Raw genomic sequence first — 23,637 nt, 5'->3', positions numbered from 1 at the left:
GTAACCTCACAGGGCATTACAACCTTGGTTTTTGGTTCGCATTGCTCAGTATGGCCTTCATCTGGCTAAGGGGTTTTATGCTGCTGGCGTAATCTTCGATACTCCAGCAACGTCAACACAATAACCACCACATCCAGCGCAGTTATTACGATCAATAACACCGAGTGAGTGAAGGTATAACGATAGAGTTGATAGATAATGAATAAGCTGAATATGACTATTGCCGCCGGATAATAACCCAGTTTTTTGCGCCATAATCCAATAATGACCCACAACTTAACCACGCCGTGGATGAGCAGATAAAATGCGGCAAAATGCAGACTGCTGATTGAGAGATTTTGTGCCGCATGCAGTAAATAATGGGCTACCACATCGCCACGGTCTTCAATAAATTCAACTTGCGTGATGCGATGCAGAATATTTAGCAAAAACTGCGGCGTCACAAAATAGGTTAAAATACCGCTGATAATCTCCATCACGGCTAAGATTGCTTTCAGTAATAAGCTCAGTTCAAAAACTGCGTGAATATTCCTTTCACCTAAGATGTTGTTACCATCGAATCTGTTTTTCATATTCAACATCACGCTGATTCTCTACAATATAATACTCGATGGAGAATAGCGTAACAGTTTACGTGGTGCCAGTTAAAGCACCACGTCATAGCCGTATTATCTGCAATACAGGCGAAATTTAGAATGTAATAACTGTTTTTAATTCGGTTCCCCATACATCTTGCGTTTGGCTTACCCCTGCTGGTGAGTGCCAATATTGTAGATCGGGTTGTAATTCCAGCCATGAAGTGACACGGAAACGATAATACAGTTCGGCAGCAACCGAATACCCAGCTATTGGAGAGTAACGTGGATTATTATAATCAGAAACATTATTGATTTGATTCAGATAGCGTTGATTATCTTTATAATAATCACTCAGTTTAACCATTGATACGCCGAATCCCAACCAATCTTGTGGGCGGCTATCAAATAAGCCGCGATAACGGATGCCTGCGGAGGTAGCGTAATGCATGCAATTGGTCCGTTGGTCCGCCAACGACATGCTGTAAAACACACTTAAACCACGGTTGGCGTCATCCTGATGTTTTGTTACCTGCTGATTGAATCCACTGTAAAAGAACCAAGTATTATTATGGTAACGATAGCCACCTGGATCAGTCGCTCCGGGAGCACCAGAGACCCCGTTATAAAGATCCCGTTGGTTTCATTATTTTCCATTTTTAGAATAACCCGCACATCTAATAATAAATACTCGGTACTTCCCCAAAAATAAGTCGTGTTGCAGTGAGGCAAAACAGTTGAGAGCTGCTTATATCACTGCAACATACAAACGTCGCTATTAGCGTTTCAATGCCTCGCCATTACTCTGAATCACATCGCGATACCAATAGAAGCTCTTCTTACGACGGCGTTCCAATGTGCCATTACCACTGTCATCGCGATCGACATAAATAAAACCATAACGTTTGGATAATTCAGCTTTTGAGGCGCTAACCAAATCAATCGGCCCCCAACTGGTATATCCCATCACCTCAACGCCATCTTCGATAGCCTCACCGACCTGGACCAGATGGTCATTGAGATATTCAATGCGATAGTCATCTTCAATATGGCCATTAACATCCGGCTTATCTTTCGCTCCCAGCCCATTCTCAACAATAAACAGGGGTTTTTGATAACGATCCCATAATTCATTGAGCAAGATACGCAGCCCGTCAGGATCGATCTGCCACCCCCATTCCGAGCTGGCCAGATGCGGGTTCTGCACCATGCTAAGAATATTACCTCGGGCTTTACGGTTTAACTCTTCATCGGCGGTCACGCAGCCGCTCATGTAATAACTGAAGGAGATAAAATCGACAGTCTGTTTTAATGCCAGTTTATCTTCAGCAGTAATTTCAACACTAATGCCGTGCTGTTTAAAATAACGAGCCATATAAGAGGGGTAATAACCGCGAACCTGCACATCGCCAAAGAATAGCCATTCACGATTCTGCTGTAATGTTTCCAATACATCGGCAGGCTTGCAAGTTAGTGGATACATCAGCCCACCCAACAGCATATTTCCGATTCGGCCATCAGGGATAATTTCATGCAATGCAGCAACCGCTTTGGCACTGGCAACCAACTGGTGATGGATAGCCTGATACACGGCACTCTTACTGCTTGCTTGCTCTAATCCTACTCCGGTGAATGGCGCATGCAGCGACATATTGATCTCATTAAATGTCAGCCACAATTTAACCTTATGCTGATAACGCTGAAACACGGTGCGGGCATAATGTTCAAAGAAACCAATTGTTTTACGATTACCCCAGCCACCATAATTCTTAACCAGCCCGTAAGGCATCTCATAGTGGGATAATGTCACCAATGGCGTAATGTTATATTTCGCCATTTCATCAAATACACGGTCATAGAATGCCAGACCTGCCTCATTAGGCTGCTGCTCATCGCCCTGTGGGAAAATACGTGTCCAGGCAATGGATATCCGCAAACATTTAAACCCCATCTCAGCAAATAGTGCGATATCCTCTGGGTAGCGATGATAAAAATCGATAGCTAGATCTTTGACATAACTGTCACCACTCACCCTGGGAATGATATCGCCAAAAATACCATGGGGTTGTAAATCAGAGGTAGATAGCCCTTTCCCCTCAGCAAGATAAGCCCCTTCTACCTGATTAGCGGCAATCGCACCGCCCCAAAGGAAATTATCTGGAAATGCATGTTTCATCGGTTTTCTCCTAAATCAGTATTAACGAATTACGGTTAATAACGGGGCTTGCTCAGTAATAGAGGTGCCTTTAGCACACAGGACATCCTGATAATTTTCACTGTTGCTGATAATTATCGGCGTCGTCAGGTCATAACCTGCTCCGGTAATCGCCGCACAATCAAACTCCAGCAGTAAATCACCTGCGCTGACCCGGTCACCGGCTTTAACATGAGCGGTAAAATATTTGCCATCGAGTTTGACGGTATCAATACCAACGTGGATAAGGACCTCAGCACCAGAATCAGATTCAATGCCAATCGCATGGCGGGTTTTAAACAGTGACGCTACAACGCCATTAACCGGTGACACGACCCGCCCTTGTTGTGGAATAATCGCAATTCCCGCCCCCAATAAACCACTGGCGAAAATACTGTCACTGACATCCGCTAGCGCTAACAATTCACCACTGATCGGGCTGAATATCACTTCGCCCATACCACTGTGGTTATCGGTGATGGATGAGGTGTGAGACAAATCCTCTGTTTCTGCGGTGGCAACAGGCGCTGGCAGGCCAAAAAAGAAGGTGCTGATGGCAGCAAAGATCAACGCAATCAGGGTGCCAATAATGGCGCCCCATACGCTGGCATCGACACCTGTAGCGGGAATTATCTGGGCAAAAGAGAAGATACTGGCAAGGCCGAATGAATAAACATGGGTCTGGCAGAAACCGACGATGACACCCCCTATCGCCCCGCCTACGCAGCCAAAAACAAACGGTTTTTTCGACGGTAAGGTCACCCCATAAACAGCGGGTTCAGTAATACCGAATATCCCCGCAGTAAATGCCGAACCAGCCAGCCCCTTCATTTTTGCATCGCGAGTACGTAAAAAGACACCGAGCGTGGCCCCCACTTGCCCCATAACTGCGGGTAACAACAGCGGCAACATGGCGTCATAGCCCAGTACACTCAGGTTGTTTATCATCAAAGGGACCAAACCCCAGTGCAGCCCAAAGATAACGCAAATCTGCCATAGCCCGGCCAATACACCACCGGCAACAGGAGGAGCAGCCGAATAGATAATTTGGAACCCCGACGCCAATAAATGGCTAAGCCAGGTTGCCAGCGGGCCAATCAGTAAAAAGGTGGCTGGAACGGTTATTACCAGACACAGTAATGGCGTGAAAAAGTTCTTAATATTGCTGTGTAACACCCGGTTAAACCCTTTTTCTAACCGACTACTAACCCAAGCCGCTAATATGATAGGGATAACCGACGAGCTGTAATTGATAAATGTGACCGGAATACCAAGGAAATAGACCTCAGAAGCCCCAGGTTGCCCGGCTGCGTTAAATGCAGCGAGCATCAAGGGGTGTACTAATGCACCACCAATCGCCATGGTAATAAATGGACTGCCACCAAACTTCTTACCTGCGGTATAACCCAATACCAGTGGGAAGAAATAAAACAGTGAGTCACTGGCAGCAAATAAAATTGTATAGCTGCCGCTGTCGGGTTGTAACCAGCCGCAAACAACACTCAGTGCCAAAAAACCTTTAAGAATACCGGAGGCGGCCAATACACCGAGCAAGGGGGTGAAAATACCCGAAATGATATCGATACAGTGACTGAACAAACTCTCTTTTTGATTACCTGACTTGTTATCATGCTCTTCAGCATCAGCCAACCCCGCTTGGTTCACTAACGCCTGGTAGACCTCACTAACATGGTTTCCGATAACCACCTGAAACTGGCCACCACTTTCCACTACCATAATAACGCCAGGATTATCTTTCAGCGCTTGGGCATCAGCCCGCGCCATATCCTTGAGTTTAAAGCGTAAACGGGTAGCGCAATGTACTACGCTATTAATATTACTCTGCCCCCCTACTCCGGCGAGGATCTCGCTGGCGACCGTTGTGTATTGCATCGTGTTTTCCTTCGGTAACACTCTTGTTTATACAGGTAAAAATTCGGGCAAAAAAAAACCTAAACGCACTCCGCACCGCGACCCAGCGACACAAGTACATTCAGGTTTTGCCTGCCGAAGCAGTAACAATCCAGTTTGGCTAAATTCTCTTACTACTTAGAACCCTTCCCTTTTAAATCATTTAATCTGGCAGATTAAAACTTTCCCGGCGAACGCGTTCAATATGGATAGTCAAAAACATCCGCTCTTCTTTGCTCAAATCTTGTTGATACTGCAATTTCATATGCTGCTGAATCTTACCCGCACAGCGGTAAGCCTCGGCATAATTATCTTTCACTGCATCGTGTAAGGAATCATCATCACTGGTGACCCCATTACGGCCCAACATTCGCTGTGAGAAAAATTTCAGATGGGTAACAAAACGGTGATAACTCAGCCCGTCCTCATCATATTCCAGCTTAAATTGGTACTTCACGATATGCAGTATCTCCTGCATTACCTTCGTCACTTGCATTACTTCAGGCATTTCACCCTTCAACTGAGCATTCACCAGATGGAGCGCGATAAATCCAGCTTCATCCTCACGCAATTGCACCCCAAGGCGTTGTTTAATAATCTGCAAGGCTTCACGACCCAAGGCAAACTCTTTGGGATACAACCGACGAATCTCCCACTGCAATCCATTCGTTATATCCAAACCTTGTTTATGCCGCTCAATCGCATAGAAACAGTGGTCAGTCAGCGAAATGTAGAGGTTATCCTGCAACTTACCCAGTTTTGCCGTTGCCTGCGTGATGATACAGTCACAAGCAATCATTACTTCTAATGGAATACAGCTTAGCAACTCACTCAGCCGCGAAACCAATTCATTGTCTTTTAGAGCAAACACTTTTTCGATCAATGTGTTATCTAGCGATTCACCTGGGTGTTTTTGAAAGCCAAGACCACGTCCCATAATGACTTGTTCCTGACCATGCTGATCGAGAACAATAACTACATTGTTGTTAAGTATTTTAGCGATTTGCATGCTTTAGCCCTGAAAACAAAAAAACCCGACTCAGCAGCATTCATCATGCTACTCAATCAGGTTTTGCCCGCCATTGACGGTAACAATCCAACTATTCAGTAAACTACCATGTTAATGCACGACTGCAAGCTGGAAGAGATAAGAATCGTGATGCAGATCTCCTCTTATCTGGATAAATAGATCAGCATGTCATTTTAGCCATTATTTAGTTAGGGTTAATACCACCAACCATTGCCGTTATGGTGATAAAGAATAGCGGTAAAAACAGCCGTTGCTTTATTAAGACTTTTCTTAAGATCATAAAGATAAATTAAATTAACCCATAAAATAATGGAAATAATAACAGCACCCGGTCATTTGAGATTGATTCTTTATTACAACTACTAACTTTATATAAATACATTAATTTTATGTATAGGGAATGGTTAATATCTTACGGTAAATTATTAATAACCTTCGCCTCACTCACAAAAAACAGCGCGATATTTCCGTTATATCGTCTTAATTGATTTACATCATATAAAAGTAACAAGTTATTTCCTAAGGTGAGACATTGCCGCTCAACCCTAATTTTCTTATTTTCATTAAAAAAGTGTCCTCCGCAAAGGTAATGTCGATGAATAACAATAAAAGACCTATCACCGGCTCACTAAGCCGCCGTGAATTTATTCAAACATCCGCCGCAGTCACCGGGGCTGCGGCTATTGCCGGTTCTATCACCCTTCCTTTTTCAGTACATGCCGCGCCAGAAGAGCACGCAGCAACAACAGAGGAAACCGTTAAATACAGTGCTTGTCTGGTCAACTGCGGTAGCCGCTGCCCACTAAAAGTGCATGTGAGAAATGGCGAAATTATTAAGATTGCTAATGAAGCAATTTATGATGACTCTACCTTTGGTGAGCATCAAATTCGCCCCTGTTTACGTGGCCGATCGGTAAGATGGAAAACATATAACCCGGATCGGGTCAAATATCCCATGCTGCGTGTTGGCAAACGCGGCGAAGGTAAATTTAAACGTATTCGTTGGGATGAAGCTACCACTATTGTGGCTGATAATCTAAAAAGAACCATTGCACAATACGGCAACGAAGCAATTTATTATCAATATGGTTCTGGTTCGACCGGCGCTAATTTACAAGGCCGCAATGCCTGTAAAAGAATGCTGAGCTTGCTGGGTGGTTTTCTCGATCAACACGGTACTTATTCCACCGCCCAAATAAATACGGTAATGCCGTATATCTATGGCAATGCAGACGAAACTTTGCTGGATGAAATTAAAAACTCAGACCTGGTGGTTATGTTTGGTCATAATCTGGCAGAGACTCGGATGTCGGGCGGCGGGCAATATATCGAAACCGTTCATGCTCTGGGGCAAAGCAAAGCCAAAGTCATTATTATCGATCCACGCATGACAGACAGCGTAACGACCCTCAACGCAGAATGGATCCCCATCTTCCCAGGTACCGATGCCGCGCTGGTGGCCGCATTAGGACATGTATTAATTAAAGAAAATCTGACTGATGAAGATTTCCTGGCACAATATTGTGTCGGCTGGGATGCCACAACACTACCCGCCTCAGCCCCCGCCAATAGCTCTTACAAAGATTATATTTTAGGTAACGGCCACGATGGGGTAGAAAAAACACCGCAATGGGCCAGTGAGATAACCGGCATTGCACCGACACAGATTATTCAATTAGCCCGTGAGTTGGGAAATGCCCGTGCAGCATGGATATCACAAGGTTGGGGGATTCAGCGCAGTGCTAATGGCGAGCAGGCGGCACGCGCCATTATGATGTTGCCATTGATGACTGGTAATATTGGCCGCGCCGGAACCAATACTGGAGCCTGGGGCGGGAATGTGAAATATCCGGTGCCGGGATTCAGTATTCCGAACCCAGTGAAGACTGCTATTCCCTGCTTTATGTGGACAGATGCTATTTTTCGTGGCACTGAAATGACAGCGAAAAATGCGCATGTGAAGAATAAAGATAAACTTGATACCAATATTAAGTTTATGTGGAACTACGCCAGTAATGTTATCGGCAATCAGCATTCTGATCTGAATAAAACCCACCGCATTTTACAAGATGAATCACTGTGCGAGTTTATTTTGGTGTGGGAAAACCACATGACCAACTCTGCCAAATATGCTGATTTATTACTGCCCGATGTCACCTCAGTTGAATCAAATGATTTAATTGATAACTCCTACGCTAGTGGGGCTTATCACTACGTCACGCGGTTGCAAAATGCGATCGAGCCGCTGTGGGAGTGCCGCCCGTCTTATGATGTGTTAGCCGAAATTGCCACCAAGTTAGGAATTGGCGATGCCTTTACCGAAGGCCATACCCAGCAAGAATGGATTGAAATCAGCTATAACAAAATGCGTGAGAAAAACCCCGCCTTGCCACCTTTTGAACAGACCAACGACCAAGGCATCATCGATCGTATTTATGCCGACAGCAGTCAATATATCGCGTTAAAAGATTTCCGTGATGACCCTGTGAACCACCCGTTGAAAACCCCGTCTGGCAAAATTGAGATCTACTCAGAAGCGCTGGCAACATTGGAAAAAGAGTGGCAACTGGCACCCGGTGATCGCATTACCGCTGTCGCTGAATATTGCCCAACCTTTGAAGGTGTTAGCGATGTAGAAACCATGAAAAACTACCCTTTGCAGATGACAGGCTTCCATATCAAAGGCCATACCCACTCCTCTTATTATAACGTAGCCATGCTGCGGGAAGCGGTACCACATCAGTTTTGGATTAACCCCATTGATGCCCAGCCTCGCGGTATCCAACAAGGGGATATGGTCGAAATTTTTAACAGCCGAGGCCGCATGCGTATTGCAGCAAAGGTTACCGAACGGGTGTTACCGGGGGTTATTAGCGTGCCGCAGGGGGCATGGCGAAATACCAATAAGGACGGCATTGATGTGGGAGGGTGTATCAATACCTTAACAACACTGCGACCGTCACCACTGGCAAAAGGTAACCCACAACACACCAACCTCGTTGAAGTAAAACGTATATAAGGAGTTGAATAATGAAGCAATATGTTTTTTTTGTCGACTCCACCAAGTGCACCGGATGTAAGACCTGCCAAATCAGTTGCAAGGATGAGAAGAAGTTGGATCTCGGACCGAAGCTGCGTCGGGTTTACGAATATGGCGGCGGCAGTTGGACTCAGCAGAACAATATCTGGGTACAAAATGTCTTTAACTACTACCTCTCTATCGCCTGTAACCACTGCTCATCACCTACCTGCGTAACGGGTTGCCCAACCGGTGCCATGCATAAACGCGAAGAAGATGGTTTGGTGGTGGTTAATCAGGATCTCTGTGTCGGCTGCCGCTATTGCGAGATGCGCTGCCCGTATGGTGCGCCGCAATTTGATGCCAAGAAGAAACTAATGACCAAGTGCGATGGCTGCTATCAGCGGGTTGCCGCAGGTGATAAGCCAGTTTGTGTCGAATCCTGCCCGCAGCGGGCGTTAGATTTTGATGAAATCACGCTATTGAGGGATAAATACGGTGAAGAGAATGCCATTGCGCCATTGCCGCACGCGCATCTGACACACCCCAATCTGGTTATCAGAAGCCACCGTGATGCCAAGCCATCCGGTGATACATCAGGCTGCATCCAAAATCCGGCGGAGGTATAAAATGCATGAATTACCCTTGGTGTTTTTTACCGTACTGGGGCAAACCGCTGTCGGGTTGTTTGCACTGGTGCTACTGAGTCACAAACTCGGTATGACCACGCCACTACAACTCAAACAAGCCAATATCATCGGTCTGATGCTGATGATGGTAGGCCTGATCGTTGGCACACTGCATGTTGGGCAACCATTGCGCGCCGCCACCATGCTATTGGGTGTTGGTCGCTCGCCGATGAGTAATGAGATAGTGCTCAGTGGATTGTTTGTCGCCATGGCCTGTGGCACCGTATTTTTCTCAACCATAGCCAAAAATACATTACTGGCAATGCTGTGCAATGTGGCAACGGTTATCTTCGGCCTGGCCTTCGCCTGGTCAATCACCCAAGTTTATCAACTGACAACCGTGCCTAATTGGGATACCTCGTATACCTCGCTACAACTGTGGATGACGGTACTGGTTGGCGGTGGCGCTTGCGCTATTCTGACCGGCGCTCGTCAGCTTGGCGCATCAGCCGTGTTGGTCGGTGCCATTGTGACCTTGGTGAATAAACCAGGTTACCTCAGCTTTCTGGGTCAAAGTTCAGCGGAGCTGAGTAGCCAACAGGGGCTGTTCTGGGGAATTCAAATTCTGCTGCTAACGCTCGGTATCTTTGTTGCCACCGCAGCATTACTGAAAGACAGGATCCCTCGGGTTACGCTCGCGGTCAGTGCCTCGGCGCTGGTTATCGGTGAGTTGGCCGGGCGTATCGCTTTCTACAATCTCTGGCAAGTGCCAATGTAAATTAACATATTGATTCTATTGGCCTACTGACAAATAGCTGCTTAGCCGTGATACCTGCGGCTAAGCCGTATTGAGATAGCTGGACCTGAAGAGAGAAAATTTTGATGTTACTGAACACCACTCTGCCGAGGATTTTAGGTGCCTGTTTTTACTATCCACCACAGTCCGATACCGTACAGCGCCTTTGGCCACTACTGCCACAGATTGCTGAGATTTTTCCGTGGCCGAATCAGGCTAAAATTGCACGATATTGCCAACAGATGCCGAGTATCCAACCCGAACAACTGGAATATGATTTCTCGATTTTGTTTGAGGGACAAGGTGAAATGCCCGCCCCACCTTGGGGGTCTGTTTATCTGGATAAAGAAAATATCTTGATGGGGGCGAGCACCCTGCAATATCGCCAATTCCTGTCAACATTCGGGTTGGTAAATCAAAGTGCGATACGTGAACCGGAAGATCAATTTGGCCTCATGTTACTGGCATGGGTTCATTTAATTGAACAGCAGCCGACAACTAAGCCCCCATCGGATAAAGCCGCGCTAGCACTGCTCACTGAGCATTTACTGCCGTGGGCCTATCGCTATCTTGAGCTGGTAACCAACAGCCAAACCGAGTATCAGGTATATCCGTTGCTGGCAAAAATCACCGAGTGCTACCTGAAAACCTTACAAACTGAACTGGGCCTATTTCCTCAGCCCCGTGAGCTATTTCGGTGATAAAAGACGAGCGCTACTACAAGGCGTATCTGGAAAACCGCACCATCAGTCGCCGTGGGCTATTTCGTGGCTTGCTAAAAAGCGCCCGCCAACAACCACTTACCCTCCCATCGGGGAGCGCAATCAGGCCACCGGGAGCCATTGTTGAAAGTGCTTTCACGCAAACGTGTACGGGTTGTGAAGCCTGCATGCACGTCTGCGGCGAGCATCTGATAGTCATGGTCGATCAACGGCCTGAGTTGGATTTTTCTACCCAATATTGCAGCCGTTGTCTGGCCTGTACCACTGCTTGCCAAACCGGTGCTTTATCACCCTCTACCTACCATATTACGGCGCACCCTCGCGTAGAAAACATCTGTCAAAATACCTATATCTACTGCGACAGTTGCGCCGATTACTGTGATAAACAGGCTTTGGTGTGGCAGCCCCACCAGCCGCCGACACTGGCTTTAGCGCAGTGCGATGGCTGCGGTGAGTGTGCATTCAGATGCCCGGCAAGGGCGCTGGAAATGCGGCTGACATCACCCAAAATGGCCGATTGAATCAAAGTGCTACTACGTTAAATAAGTAACCCCGACCTGCTGATGTCAGTACAATGCCACTACCTTTAGTAGCTTGTACCCCACAGGAGTGACACCGTGTTCCATTACCCAGCCCATTATGCCCTTGATGAAGCCAGCGGCGAGTACCACATCCAGTATCGCGACTTCCCTGAATTGGAATCAGTGACCTACTCTCAGGAGGATATTGAACTGGAAGCACAGGACGGTATTAAGAATGGTATTGCAGCAGAAATGGAAGAGCGCCGCCCCGTCCCCGCCCCCTCAGCGCTGCAACCGGGTGATATTGCAGTTCATGTGCCCATTCTGGTGCGACTGAAAGCTGAATTACACAATGCCATGTTAACCACCAATACCCGCAAAGCAGATATGGCGCGCAAGCTCGGTTTGAATGCCGCACAGATGGATCGCCTGCTGGATGTGTACTACGCTTCCAAGGTTGAAGCACTGGAACAAGCCCTGTATTTACTGGGCTTTGAGGCCAATATCGGGGTAAAAAAAATAAGCTGATTGTCTGGACCTCGACCAGATTGGCTTAGATTGTAACCAAGAGAGTAACAAATTGTTATTTAGCGATAATTTAAAAAAACGTTAATAGCTTCACACTTCAATGCATTGGCTCACAATATTTGCGGTTTATATACGAAAACGTGATCTAATGCATAAAATTACAGTATTGAAAGTTTCTCCCTGTTGGGATTACATTAGCCCGATCCTGTCGTATACCACTGAGTTAGCTCAGGCTGGCACGACAATTCGGATGTATCTCAGATTGATAGCTGGCCAGTTGTGATGAAATGGCTACCATTGATTAAAAACGTGATTCGTCCACATTTAATACCCAAAGAACTTGGCATTACAGTCAGGCAGAACGTGAGTTGATACCGACAAGCTGACATCAATCAGTGACTCGGGTGAGTGAGCGTAGCGAACACCACTGTAATTTTAAGTAACAAGGGTAAACGTAGCACAGCAATTTGGATCGTTACTGGCGAGGTAGCTCCAAGGGGAGTTGTTCAGTGAAATATTTCTTTATGGGTATCTCTATTATGTTGGTGGTTTGGGTTGGCACCTTCATGATGATGGTCGAGTAATATTAACTCGAACCATCCACAATCTGACATCGTATAGAGGGCGCATTCGCGCCCTTTATCATTTTCCTGGCATCATTCGGCGTAATGTATCATCCCGGCGAATATAGTGATGATAAAGCGCGGCCAGTGCGTGAGCGCCAATCACAAAATAGCCTAAATTGGCAATTAGCTCGTGAGTCTGCTTAAGATAACCACGCGCGACATCATCCGGTGTTACCCACTGCGGTACCTGCCACCCCAGCAAGAACCAGGTTTTCCCACCATAAGCCTGAGCCAACACCCCCAGCACCGGTAATGATAAGAACATTAAATACAGACCCCAATGCATAATCTGCGCCCCTAACAACTGCCAGTTAGGTAACCTTGGGGTGATCGCTGGTGTTATATTGCGCTGGCGCAACCACAGTCGTACCAACATCAGTAGCCAGACAGAAATACCAAAATTGAAATGCAGATTTTTCACTAATGTACGATCTTCATCCGGTACCGTGTCACTGAGTAACATGGCGGCATAAGTCAGAATGATCATCACTAGCGTCAGCCAGTGCAGGGTTATTTGGGGGAGTGAATAGCGATTTCTCATTGTGGTGCTCCACTGACTTCATCAAGTTAATAATCAGTATGGTGCAAAATAGATGAAGAAAACATTAAGGAGGGCGGATAACGTTTTGAACACAAGGTACTTTATTCTGACCGGACAGCGTGGGTCGCCGATCAGAATAGAGAGTTAGCTATTTAGTTGATGGTAAGCGCGGGGTTAGATACCGTCACCTGAAACCGCTTTACTCGGTTTCAGCAAACCATCAGTACGAAACATACTCTTAATTCCGCGCACCGCCTGACGGATCCGGTCCTGATTCTCAATCAAGGCGAAACGGACATGAGTATCACCGTAATCACCGAATCCTATCCCCGGCGAAACGCAGACTTTTGCCTCAGACAACAGGCGCTTGGCAAACTCGAGTGAGCCTAAATGGGCGTAAGGCTCTGGGATTTTCGCCCAGACATACATCGACGCTTTGGGGTTTTCAACCATCCAACCAGCCTCATGCAACCCACGCACCAACACGTTACGCCGCTGGCGGTATTTTTCAGCGATATCACGAACACACTGTTGGTCCCCTTCCAAGGCAGCAATTGCCGCCACCTGCAACGGAGTAAAAGTGCCATAGTCGTGATAGCTTTTGATGCGAGCCAGCGCATTAACCAATTCCGGGTTACCCACCATAAAACCAATACGCCAACCGGCCATATTGTAGCTTTTGGATAAGGTGAAAAACTCAACCGCAATGTCTTTTGCCCCAGGCACTTGCATGATTGACGGCGCTTTCCAACCATCATATACAATGTCGGCATAGGCCAAGTCATGCACCACCAGCACGTCGTATTGCTTCGCTAACGCCACCACCCGTTCAAAAAATTCTAGCTCCACACATTGTGCTGTAGGGTTAGACGGGAAGCCGAGGATCATCATTTTCGGTTTAGGAATGGTTTCACGAATCGCACGTTCCAATTCACAGAAGAAATCAATGCCCTCGGTCAATGGGACTGAGCGAACTTGCGCCCCTGCAATCACCGCACCATAAATATGAATCGGGTAGCTAGGATTCGGCACCAATACTGTATCACCGTGGTCCAGTGTCGCCAGCATCAGATGAGCCAGCCCCTCTTTCGAACCGATAGTGACAATAGCTTCAGTTTCAGGATCAATATCCACTTGGTAACGCTCGGCGTACCAGTTGGAAATGGCCCTACGCAGCCGCGGTATACCCCGAGAGGTTGAGTAGCCGTGGGTGTCTTCACGTTGCGCGACACTGCACATTTTCTCAACGATATGGGGTGGTGTCGGACCATCGGGATTACCCATACTGAAATCAATAATATCTTCACCGCGACGGCGGGCCGCCATTTTCAACTCAGCGGTAATATTGAAAACATAAGGGGGCAGGCGATCAATACGGGTAAAACGACGCTTAGCAGGGAGTTCAGCCATAATTTCCTCGAGGATACGTTAGCGCCCGGACCGTCCGAGCGACGCTGACCATCAGATGGTCTGTTTATGAACATATCCCAGCGCTAAAGGGCTGTCGAGTGGCTGGTAACAAATATCTAACTCATCGGAGAAGTTACTGAGAATCAAACTCACTCGCCAGCATCCCTAATACCCAGTCATCACACCATTGCCCGCCAAGTTGATAATTATCACGCAACGTCCCTTCCAACTGAAAACCACAGCGTTCCAGTAACCCGCGTGAAGCATGGTTGCCCACAGTAACCGTGGCTTTCATTTTATGAAACTGACATTGCTGGAAACCAAACGCCAATACAGCCAACAAGGATTCTTTGGCAAAACCTTTGCCCTGGCAGGACGGTAACATGGCATAACCCACTTCAGCTTGCTGTAACGGCAACCATTCAGCCAAAAAGCCGGTAAGCCCCATGCTCTGCCCGCTGGCGCGTTCACGAACCACCAGACATAGCCAATGGTTGGAGGCCTTTTCCCAAGGGGTTAAACGTGATTCAAAACGCTCACGAATCTCGGCCATATCCATCGGATCTGCCATATAACGCTGAACCACAGGATCTTGGTATAAGCGTAAAAACAGCGGCCAATCCTGCTCTTTGAGGCTCTCGAGCACCAACTGTGGTGTTCTCAGAGAAATCGGCGAGCTACTGAACATCGGGATCACTGGTGACATTTTTCCCTCGAATTGAAGATGTTAGCCATAAACAGAACGCAGAATATTAAAGAGGAAATTTTTCCATAACCTCATCCCTTTATTCTTCTCCATTTTACTTAAATAATGTTCACTTCAAGATAACAAAAAACAAACAAATGGTCAGCATCGCGCGCGCCATTACCACGGCCCTCCCCTACAGCTATCGGAGAATCAGTATTATGGCTTCATTACAAATAAACGATATTCCCGCAGCAATCAAAGCGGTGAAGCAGCAATTACGTCAGGCGCTGCCTGATTATCAGCAGGTCTTCCAAGCCGTGGAAGAGAATATTCGCCAGCAAGTCACCGAAATCCGCCGTAGTTTGGCGCAGGGTGAGAACCCTGTTCCCCAAATTCATGCCGATGATATTATCAATGGTAACGTCACTGAAGAACAAAAAGCACAAATAAAACAACGAGGATGCTGTGCCATTCTCGGTGTCTTCCCAACGGAAAAAGCAGCAGCGTGGAACCGTGAAATCGGTAACTATCTCGAACGTAATAATTTCGTCGAACGCCTGAAAAATGCTGCGGAAGATAACTATTTCGGTACGCTGGCTGCCAGCAAACCGCAAATTTACGGAATTTACTGGTCAACACCGCAGGTTGAGGCTCGCCAGGATCAGCGCATGAATGCGGTGCAGGTATTCTTAAATAATCTGTGGCAAACCGAGAGTAACGGCAAGCAACATTTTGATGCTAACCGGGTGGTGACTTATGCCGACCGGACCCGTCGCCGCCCGCCAAAATCATCGTCACTGGGCCTATCCCCCCACGTTGATGGTGGCTCCATAGAGCGCTGGTTGGATGAGAACTTCCGTCATGTGTACCGCCACGTGTTCTCGGGTGACTGGCAGAAGTATGACCCATTCGCCGCTGAAGGCCGCCCACAAGTGCGCGAATTCCCCTCACCGGCAGTGTGCTCGATGTTCCGTACCTTCCAAGGCTGGACGGCACTGACACCACAGCGAACCCATGCGGGGACGCTGAATGTTATCCCGATCGCTAATGCCATGGCCTATATCCTGCTGCGCGCATTACAAGATGATGTTGCTGACGATGATCTGTGCGGTGCAGCACCAGGGCGCGCTTTATCCGCCTCTGAGCAGTGGCATCCTCTTTTAATGGAAGCCATTTCCCCTATTCCAGATTTGGAAGCAGGTGATACGGTATTCTGGCATTGCGACGTGATTCACTCAGTGGAAAATGAGCATAATGGTGAGTTTGACAGCAACGTCATGTATATCGCGGCGGCGCCATGGTGCGACAAGAACGCCGCATACCTGCCACGCCAGTTAGCCAGTTTTATTGATGGCCGCTCACCACCAGACTTTGCCGCCGATGATTTCGAGGTGGATTTCAGTGGCAGAGCCACCGCCGATAACCTAACCACCCTCGGCAAACAACAGTTGGGTATGGCTGAATAACATTCCTATCAATCCCGTGTTTCTCTGCCAATAAGAACGATATAAATAATCTCCTCAACGTTATCTCTGCTGGCGCGACCCGCCAGCAGACTCCCCTGCAATCCGCCGCATCGATTTACCGGATAACGCGGATAAAGTGGCAGTTGCCGGTCATTTTCCTTATAGTTAGCCGCTTATTCGCCGCCGAATCTGATGGTCCCAAACTAAGATTCAAGGCTGTCGCCAAGAGAAAATAGTGTGCACCAGATATTTGAAATGCTACTGGCTGTGTTTGATCGTGCCGCATTAATGTTGATTTGTTTATTCTTTCTGACCCGCACCCACCTGTTTCGTCAGTTATTGCAAAAAGAGAAGCACACACCACTGGAACTGGCAGCGGTAACCGCTATCTTCTCGTTGTTCGCTATTTTTGGTACTTATTCCGGTATTAACGTCGAAGGTTCATTAGTGAATGTTCGGGTTATTGCTGTCATGTCTGGCGGTATTTTATTTGGCCCGTGGGTAGGTATCATTACCGGACTTATCGCCGGCTCTCACCGATATTTAATTGATATTGATGGAATTACATCAATCCCCTGTCTGATTACCAGCATTATAGCCGGCCTGATGTCCGGCTATATAAATCTGAAAATAAAGAAAGAGCGGCAATGGAGTATCGGTATTCTGGCAGGCATGATTTGTGAGTCACTCACCATGCTATTGGTGATTATTTGGGCCAGGCCGACCGCATTAGGTATTGATATTGTGTCTAAAATCGCCATTCCTATGATCTTAGGGGCGGTTTGTATCGGGTTAATTGTCCTGCTGGTACAGAGTGTCGAAGATGAAAAAGAGGTTATTGCCGCGCGGCAAGCAAAACTGGCACTGGATATCGCCAATAAAACCCTGCCCTATTTTCGCAATATCAACGGCGAATCACTGCGCAGTGTGTGTGAGATTATTCGCACCGATATTAAGGCAGATGCTGTCGCCATTACCGACACCCAACATATTTTGGCTTATGTGGGGGTGGGCGTTGAAGCCTATAATATCGGTCATGAGATCATCAGTGATATTACCAAAGAGAGCATTCAGTGTGGGAAGATTACTATCCGCAATAATGATGAAGTCCATCGCACGCCACAAATTCACTCCCTCATCATTATTCCGTTATGGGAAAAAGGTGAAGTCACTGGCTCACTGAAGATCTACTATTGCCATGCACATAAAATTACCTATTCACTGAAAGTGATGGCGGTCGGCTTGTCACAAATTATCTCAACCCAGATTGAAGTCTCCCGTATAGAACAACTGCGTGAAATGGCAAATAAAGCGGAAATGCGCGCACTACAAAGTAAAATTAACCCGCACTTCTTATTTAATGCCTTGAATGCTATCTCGTCCTCAATTCGTATTAATCCAGATACCGCGCGCCAATTGATCATCAATTTATCCCGTTATCTGCGTTATAACCTTGAGCTGAATGACGAACAGATTGATATTCGCAAAGAACTACATCAAATTCAGGATTATATCGCCATCGAGCAGGCCCGCTTCGGCAGCAAGTTAACTGTGATTTATGATATTGACGACGATATTGCGCTGAAAATACCCAGCTTGTTAATTCAACCCTTGGTTGAAAATGCCATTGTGCATGGCATTCAGCCGTGTCGTGGTAAAGGTGTGGTGGTCATTGCGGTTAAAGACAGTGGCGACCAAATAAAAATTTCCGTAAAAGACACCGGTAATGGTATTAACCCAGAGACAATTGAGCGCGTGGCGAATAATGAAATGCCGGGCAATAAAATTGGTTTACTCAATGTGCATCATCGGGTGAAGTTACTGTATGGGGAAGGTTTACAGATACGCCGCATGGAACCGGGCACCGAGATCTCTTTTTATATCAGCAAAAATGGCGGCAAAATCCATGCTGACCCCCATATTCCAGCCGGAGTCTAATCCGTGAAAGCAATCATTGTTGAAGATGAGTTTCTGGCTCAAGAAGAGTTGAGTTACCTGATTCGCCAGCACAGCAACATCACCATTGAGGCAACCTTTGACGATGGGCTGGATGTGCTTAAATACCTGCAAAACCATCAGGTCGATGCTATTTTTCTCGATATCAATATTCCATCATTGGATGGCGTGTTATTGGCACAGAACATCAGTAAATTTGCCCATAAGCCTTATATTATCTTTATCACAGCCTATAAAGAGCATGCCGTTGAAGCCTTTGAAATTGAAGCATTTGACTATATTTTAAAGCCTTATCATGAGTCTCGTATTGTCACTATGCTGCAAAAACTCGAAGCGCTGCATAAGCGTGAGCACCAAAATAGAGAACAGACCAGCAGTACCAACCACCGTTCTGCGGCGCATACCATCAATTTGATGAAAGATGAGCGCATTATCGTCACTGACATCAATGATATCTATTATGCCGCAGCACAGGAAAAGGTCACGTTGGTCTATACTCGGCGCGAAGAATTCATTATGCCGATGAATATTACTGAATTTTTCAGCCGCCTACCGGAGGAGTACTTCTTCCGCTGCCATCGCTCCTATTGTGTCAATTTAGCCAAAATCCGTGAAATTGTGCCGTGGTTTAATAATACCTATATTCTGCGGCTCAGTGATTTGGACTTTGAAGTCCCTGTCAGCCGCAGCAAGATAAAAGAATTCAGGCAACTGATGCGTCTTTAAATGCATTTCATTCCGCGTGGAATGCAGCTCATTCCCCTTTCGATCTATAGTGATTAGCCCGCCCGTATACTGGTTTCATTCGGCGGGCTGATAACACCTCAAGACAAGATTTCCGGTGCCCCATCAGCGCGTAATCTTTGGCTTCCGACGCGATTGCAAATCATTGTTATGTTCGCAATAGCCATATTCGGGCCACATTGCATTGATGTTTAAGGAGTCCGGCATGAGCAGTAAACCGGTAAATCGTTGGCTAATTGTTGCGGGTACCATCATCGTTCAAATGGGGTTGGGAACTATCTATACCTGGAGCTTATTTAATCAGCCACTGGGAGAGAAGTTCAGTTGGTCGTTAGGGGCAGTTGCAACCACATTTTCCATTACCAGTTTTTCTCTCGCTATTGCCACACTGTTTGCTGGCCGCCTGCAAGAGCGCATCGGTATCCGTAAACTGACGTTACTTTCCGGTATCATTCTTGGTTTGGGCCTGATTGCCAGCTCTTTTGCCACATCATTAGGAATGATTTATCTATTGGCTGGTATCGTGGTCGGTTTCGCCGATGGCACCGCCTACATCACCACCCTGTCGAATCTGATCAAATGGTTCCCGGAACGTAAAGGGCTGATTTCCGGTATTTCAGTGGGGGCATTTGGTACCGGCAGCTTATTGTTCAAATATGTAAATGCCAGTCTGATTGCCAACCAAGGAGTGTCGCTGGCATTCTTCTACTGGGGCCTCATCGTGATGGTATTAGTAGGGGCTGGCTCTTTCCTGCTACAAGAAAAAGCGGTGGCACCACAGGTCAATAACAGCCTGCAAACCGCCCGTGCCGGGCGTGATTTTAGTGTCAAAGAGATGCTGGCGGTTAAAGAGTCTTACTTCTTATTTATCATCTTCTTCACCGCATGTATGAGTGGCTTATATCTGATTGGTATCGTGAAAGATTTAGGCGTACAACTGGCAGGAATGGACTTGGTGACGGCAGCCAACACCGTTTCAGCCATTGCCATCTTTAATACCGCCGGGCGCATTATCCTTGGCGCACTATCAGACAAAGTGGGCCGCCTGCGCGTAATCAGCTTCACCTTGCTGGTCACCACATTAGCGGTATCCGTGTTGAGTTTTGTTCCACTGACTCATGCGCTGTTCTTCTTGTGTGTCGGGGCGATAGCCTTCTGCTTCGGCGGCAATATTACAGTGTTCCCGGCGATTGTCGGCGACTTCTTCGGTCTGAAAAATCACAGTAAAAACTACGGTGTCATCTATCAAGGGTTTGGTTTGGGTGCTCTGGCAGGTTCGTTTATTGCCGCACAACTGGGTGGATATCAGGCGACCTTTATGGTTATCGCGGTGCTGTCAGTACTTTCCTTGCTGCTGACGTTGATAATCAAACCGCCAAAAGGTGCAGCAACCGAGACTGAAAGTACACCAACCGCAACAGCGGGCGTAACTGCCCGTAGCCATGCCTAATAGAGGGTGACACGGCCCACCATAATTAATACAACTCAGCCAGAGTTTGTAAAGTATGGGGGCTGTTTTAAAGCAATGATGTAAAAAAGCAGAGCCTTGGCTCTGCTTTCATATTTCAGCGATGGCGAATAAAAACCTTATAATTCATGTCCTAATGTCTGACGCAAGTAAGCGCCCGCCCCCAGCAAACCCGGTTGCTGATGGGTAATCATATAAACAGGAATATCTTGCAGGAAATCTTTGAAACGGCCTTTATCTTCAAAAGCACCGCGAAAGCCCGAAGCTGTAAAGAAATCCATAAAGCGTGGCACGATACCGCCAGCAATATAAACGCCACCAAAAGTGCTGAGATTCAATGCCAGATTGCCGCCAAAACGGCCCATAATCACGCAAAATAGTGATAAGGCGCGGCGGCAGTCAGTACAGCTATCCGCCAGAGCGCGTTCAGTAATATCTTTCGGTGCCAGATGTTCCGGCAGGCGTGCATCAGAAATCACGATAGCTCGGTATAAATTAACCAGCCCCGGCCCGGAAAGTACTCGCTCGGCAGAGACATGGCCCAGTTCCTGACGCAATACCGCCAAAATAGAGTCTTCTTCTTCGCTGTTCGGGGCGAAGTCCACATGACCGCCCTCTCCCGGTAAGCTAATCCAACGGCGGTCCACATTAACTAAATGGGCTACACCCAGCCCAGTACCTGCACCATAAACTGCCACTGGTTTACCCGCTTGAGGCGTTGTGCCACCAAATTGCAACACATCCTGTTCGGACAACACCGGAATCGCCATCGATACTGCCGTAAAATCGTTGATCACCTCCAGATGATCCAACCCCAGGCTTTGCTGCATAGCTGCAATAGAAAATGCCCACGTATGATTGGTCATCGCCACCCAATCCCCGGTAATCGGGCAAGCAATAGCGATACAGGCATCCTTTACGGTGACTGTATGCTCTGACAGATATTGCTTAATGACATCTTCCAGACTGTCGAATTCCAACCCTGAATATGTTTTTGCTTGTGATATTTCGCCCGTCGCCACAGCGCAAAGCGCCAAACGGGCATTAGTGCCGCCAACGTCACCCACCAGGGCATAGCTTGTCATCAGAAACTTCTCCGTTACAGGGATGCTTAACTTCAACTATGTCCACTGTAAAATCAGGCTGGAGAAACAACAATATCAATGCGCTAAACCCTTTCGCTTTGCGATAAAGATCACATAAAAACGTTTCAGCAACAGCAAAATACCGCTGCTGAAGGTGAAAAATGACGTAAATATTTAGCGTGAATTGCGCCCTTCCTCAGAAACCGGCTGCAATGTCGCAAGCTGGCGCGAGCGGATAACCCGCATCCGCAGGCTGTCATAGGCCCAGTTGTAACATACGGTGTAAGGCAGGAAGAACAAGAAGAAACCGATCTCCAACATAAATGCCTGTAATAGCGAAACACCCAACGTGAAAGCCGCGATAGGTAAGCCTATCAGGATAAAACCACCCTCGAAGCCCAGCGCATGGAGTACCCGCACGAGCAGAGTCTTTGCTACCCGACTGACTGGCCAGAAGTGGTCGAACAGACTGTTGTAAACAATATTCCACAGCATTGCCACTGAGGAGAGGATCAAGGCCAATGTTCCCATTTGCAGTATGGAGCGATCCAGTAACCATGCGCCGACGGGCGCACAAATGGCAACGGCAATCACTTCAAACCCAACGGCATGAATAATCCGCTCCAAGAGAGATCGGTGATGAACTTGCATAAAACACCTACTTAAATTAACTGATGACAGATTGTTAGAGGTGATTATCATCGTTTTTTAAGATAGATTAAAAATAGAACCCATCGATAAAATAGATAGTTTATGCATTATTCTCCCGAAGCCTTAATTGCATTTGTTGAAGCCGCAGCCCTTGGGTCCTTCTCCGCGGCAGCCCGTAAGCTACGCAAAAGCCAATCAACTATCAGCACCGCCATCGCCAATCTGGAAGCCGATCTGGGTTTGACCTTATTTGACCGCCAGGCGCGCCAACCGGTATTAACTGACCATGGTCGCCGGGTGCTATCCCATGTGCAGGAAATTCTGGCGGCCAGCGAACGGCTGGATAATCTATCAATACGTCTGGCAGGTCAGGTTGAAACCCGACTGACTTTTGTCCTTTCTGATACTTATCAACCAACACATCATGAGGACTTACTACGTCGCTTTGAGCAGCGTTACCCTGATATCGAATTTGAGTGCCTGATTGCCGAAGAGGGCGACGTCATTGACCTGCTGCAACTACGGCGAGCGCATATCGGTGTAGTAGAAGTTCAGTCGTACTATCCACCGGATATTGCGGCCAGCCGATTAGCCGCACAGACTGAAATGGCGATATTCGTGCAGCAGGGTCATGCGCTGGCAAAGCTCCCTCAGGTTCACCCCGAACAACTGGCTACCGCCCGGCAACTTTGCCTCAATACTTACAATCGTACTGAGCGCAACCAGTCGCAAGGGCTAATGTGGTCTGCCCCCAGCTACTTAATGTTGTTAGAAATGGCGGAGCAAGGCTTCGGCTGGGCGATTTTGCCACGCTGGCTGGTGGAGCAATACAGCCGTCAAAAACTGGTCGCGTTGCCCACCATTGGTTGGCCTAAAATGATCTCTATTGATGCGGTTTGGTCGAAAAAAAGCCCACCGGGGCCAGCGGGCTATTGGTTGTTAGACCAATTAACCGGTCGTAATGGTATCGATAAACCAGATGCCTAATTAGCTACCACTGTAATTATTTTCTGACATCCCTTTCTCCGCCTTATCTTGTGATCCCGTTAGCTTACGTCGTCGGTGAAAACGCATACA

General features: G+C 47.3%; 21 protein-coding genes and 1 pseudogene. 12 read left to right on the top strand and 10 right to left on the bottom strand.

Annotation, left to right across the window (positions count from 1 at the left end; genetic code table 11):
* Positions 1 to 65: 65 nt before the first annotated feature.
* From V1953_RS06145 to licT, 5 genes and pseudogenes are all read right to left on the bottom strand, one after another.
* Entirely contained in the window at positions 66 to 581 is a 516-nt protein-coding gene (locus V1953_RS06145) for a DUF2127 domain-containing protein (protein WP_083163509.1), read from the bottom strand.
* Positions 582 to 690: 109 nt separating this feature from the next.
* Positions 691 to 1,215, bottom strand: a pseudogene (locus tag V1953_RS06140) (carbohydrate porin); the annotation flags it as partial.
* A 138-nt stretch (positions 1,216 to 1,353) separates the two neighbouring features.
* A complete protein-coding gene (locus V1953_RS06135) occupies positions 1,354 to 2,751 on the bottom strand; it encodes a glycoside hydrolase family 1 protein (RefSeq protein ID WP_372569417.1) in 1,398 nt (465 codons plus the stop codon).
* A 21-nt stretch (positions 2,752 to 2,772) separates the two neighbouring features.
* The gene (gene bglF / locus V1953_RS06130) at positions 2,773 to 4,662 is read right to left on the bottom strand and encodes a PTS beta-glucoside transporter subunit IIABC (protein ID WP_442850756.1); all 1,890 of its coding nucleotides are present in this window, start codon (positions 4,660 to 4,662) and stop codon (positions 2,773 to 2,775) included.
* A gap of 181 nt (positions 4,663 to 4,843) precedes the next feature.
* Positions 4,844 to 5,689, bottom strand: a complete 846-nt coding sequence (gene licT, locus V1953_RS06125; RefSeq protein ID WP_083163501.1) for a BglG family transcription antiterminator LicT — start codon at positions 5,687 to 5,689, stop codon at positions 4,844 to 4,846.
* A 616-nt stretch (positions 5,690 to 6,305) separates the two neighbouring features.
* On the opposite strand from licT, the gene V1953_RS06120 reads away from it, so the two are divergent.
* The 7 genes from V1953_RS06120 to ypdK all read left to right on the top strand — a co-directional run bounded on the left by V1953_RS06120 (position 6,306) and on the right by ypdK (position 12,509).
* Complete coding sequence (locus V1953_RS06120) at positions 6,306 to 8,729, top strand: DmsA/YnfE/YnfF family dimethyl sulfoxide reductase (protein ID WP_442850755.1); 2,424 nt, start codon at positions 6,306 to 6,308, stop codon at positions 8,727 to 8,729.
* Between the two features lie 11 nt (positions 8,730 to 8,740).
* Positions 8,741 to 9,358 carry a DMSO/selenate family reductase complex B subunit gene (locus tag V1953_RS06115; protein WP_442850754.1) on the top strand — a complete coding sequence of 206 codons (618 nt, stop codon included), beginning with the start codon at positions 8,741 to 8,743 and terminating at the stop codon, positions 9,356 to 9,358.
* Position 9,359: 1 nt separating this feature from the next.
* Positions 9,360 to 10,136: a dimethyl sulfoxide reductase anchor subunit family protein gene (locus V1953_RS06110; protein ID WP_442850753.1), complete on the top strand. Its 777-nt coding sequence runs from the start codon at positions 9,360 to 9,362 to the stop codon at positions 10,134 to 10,136.
* Positions 10,137 to 10,240: 104 nt separating this feature from the next.
* Positions 10,241 to 10,855, top strand: a complete 615-nt coding sequence (locus V1953_RS06105; protein WP_372569422.1) for a TorD/DmsD family molecular chaperone — start codon at positions 10,241 to 10,243, stop codon at positions 10,853 to 10,855.
* Positions 10,852 to 11,397, top strand: a complete 546-nt coding sequence (locus tag V1953_RS06100; RefSeq protein WP_372569423.1) for a 4Fe-4S dicluster domain-containing protein — start codon at positions 10,852 to 10,854, stop codon at positions 11,395 to 11,397. The genes V1953_RS06105 and V1953_RS06100 overlap by 4 nt, the downstream gene beginning before the upstream one ends.
* Positions 11,398 to 11,493: 96 nt before the next feature.
* A complete protein-coding gene (locus V1953_RS06095) occupies positions 11,494 to 11,925 on the top strand; it encodes a hypothetical protein (protein WP_042568372.1) in 432 nt (143 codons plus the stop codon).
* A gap of 509 nt (positions 11,926 to 12,434) precedes the next feature.
* Entirely contained in the window at positions 12,435 to 12,509 is a 75-nt protein-coding gene (ypdK, locus tag V1953_RS06090; RefSeq protein ID WP_098057507.1) for a membrane protein YpdK, read from the top strand.
* 58 nt (positions 12,510 to 12,567) lie between these two features.
* Here ypdK and V1953_RS06085 read toward each other — a convergent pair whose 3' ends face one another.
* The 3 genes from V1953_RS06085 to V1953_RS06075 all read right to left on the bottom strand — a co-directional run bounded on the left by V1953_RS06085 (position 12,568) and on the right by V1953_RS06075 (position 15,148).
* Positions 12,568 to 13,092 carry a cytochrome b gene (locus tag V1953_RS06085; protein WP_083163483.1) on the bottom strand — a complete coding sequence of 175 codons (525 nt, stop codon included), beginning with the start codon at positions 13,090 to 13,092 and terminating at the stop codon, positions 12,568 to 12,570.
* 174 nt (positions 13,093 to 13,266) lie between these two features.
* Positions 13,267 to 14,502, bottom strand: coding sequence for an alanine transaminase (alaC, locus tag V1953_RS06080; protein ID WP_083163481.1), 1,236 nt, complete (start codon positions 14,500 to 14,502; stop codon positions 13,267 to 13,269).
* A 133-nt stretch (positions 14,503 to 14,635) separates the two neighbouring features.
* Entirely contained in the window at positions 14,636 to 15,148 is a 513-nt protein-coding gene (locus V1953_RS06075; RefSeq protein WP_442851304.1) for a GNAT family N-acetyltransferase, read from the bottom strand.
* A gap of 260 nt (positions 15,149 to 15,408) precedes the next feature.
* Here V1953_RS06075 and V1953_RS06070 point away from each other — a divergent pair, with 260 nt between their 5' ends.
* From V1953_RS06070 to V1953_RS06055, 4 genes are all read left to right on the top strand, one after another.
* Positions 15,409 to 16,656, top strand: a complete 1,248-nt coding sequence (locus V1953_RS06070) for a DUF1479 domain-containing protein (protein WP_372569425.1) — start codon at positions 15,409 to 15,411, stop codon at positions 16,654 to 16,656.
* A gap of 237 nt (positions 16,657 to 16,893) precedes the next feature.
* Positions 16,894 to 18,594: a sensor histidine kinase gene (locus tag V1953_RS06065; protein ID WP_083163474.1), complete on the top strand. Its 1,701-nt coding sequence runs from the start codon at positions 16,894 to 16,896 to the stop codon at positions 18,592 to 18,594.
* A 3-nt stretch (positions 18,595 to 18,597) separates the two neighbouring features.
* On the top strand, positions 18,598 to 19,338 hold the full coding sequence (locus tag V1953_RS06060; protein WP_083163471.1) for a LytR/AlgR family response regulator transcription factor: 741 nt from the start codon (positions 18,598 to 18,600) through the stop codon (positions 19,336 to 19,338).
* Positions 19,339 to 19,561: 223 nt separating this feature from the next.
* Positions 19,562 to 20,806: an L-lactate MFS transporter gene (locus V1953_RS06055; protein ID WP_083163469.1), complete on the top strand. Its 1,245-nt coding sequence runs from the start codon at positions 19,562 to 19,564 to the stop codon at positions 20,804 to 20,806.
* A 137-nt stretch (positions 20,807 to 20,943) separates the two neighbouring features.
* Here V1953_RS06055 and glk read toward each other — a convergent pair whose 3' ends face one another.
* Together glk and V1953_RS06045 are read right to left on the bottom strand one after the other, a co-directional pair.
* A complete protein-coding gene (glk, locus tag V1953_RS06050; protein ID WP_442850752.1) occupies positions 20,944 to 21,909 on the bottom strand; it encodes a glucokinase in 966 nt (321 codons plus the stop codon).
* 174 nt (positions 21,910 to 22,083) lie between these two features.
* Positions 22,084 to 22,560, bottom strand: a complete 477-nt coding sequence (locus V1953_RS06045) for a multidrug/biocide efflux PACE transporter (RefSeq protein ID WP_083163464.1) — start codon at positions 22,558 to 22,560, stop codon at positions 22,084 to 22,086.
* A gap of 102 nt (positions 22,561 to 22,662) precedes the next feature.
* On the opposite strand from V1953_RS06045, the gene V1953_RS06040 reads away from it, so the two are divergent.
* A complete protein-coding gene (locus V1953_RS06040) occupies positions 22,663 to 23,547 on the top strand; it encodes a LysR family transcriptional regulator (RefSeq protein WP_083163462.1) in 885 nt (294 codons plus the stop codon).
* Positions 23,548 to 23,637 lie beyond the last annotated feature (90 nt).

The sequence above is a fragment of the Yersinia sp. 2541 StPb PI genome, from assembly GCF_052217145.1.
In the GTDB taxonomy this organism is placed as follows: Bacteria; Pseudomonadota; Gammaproteobacteria; order Enterobacterales; family Enterobacteriaceae; genus Yersinia; species Yersinia enterocolitica_E.
This window is presented reverse-complemented; position numbering and strand designations above follow the sequence as displayed.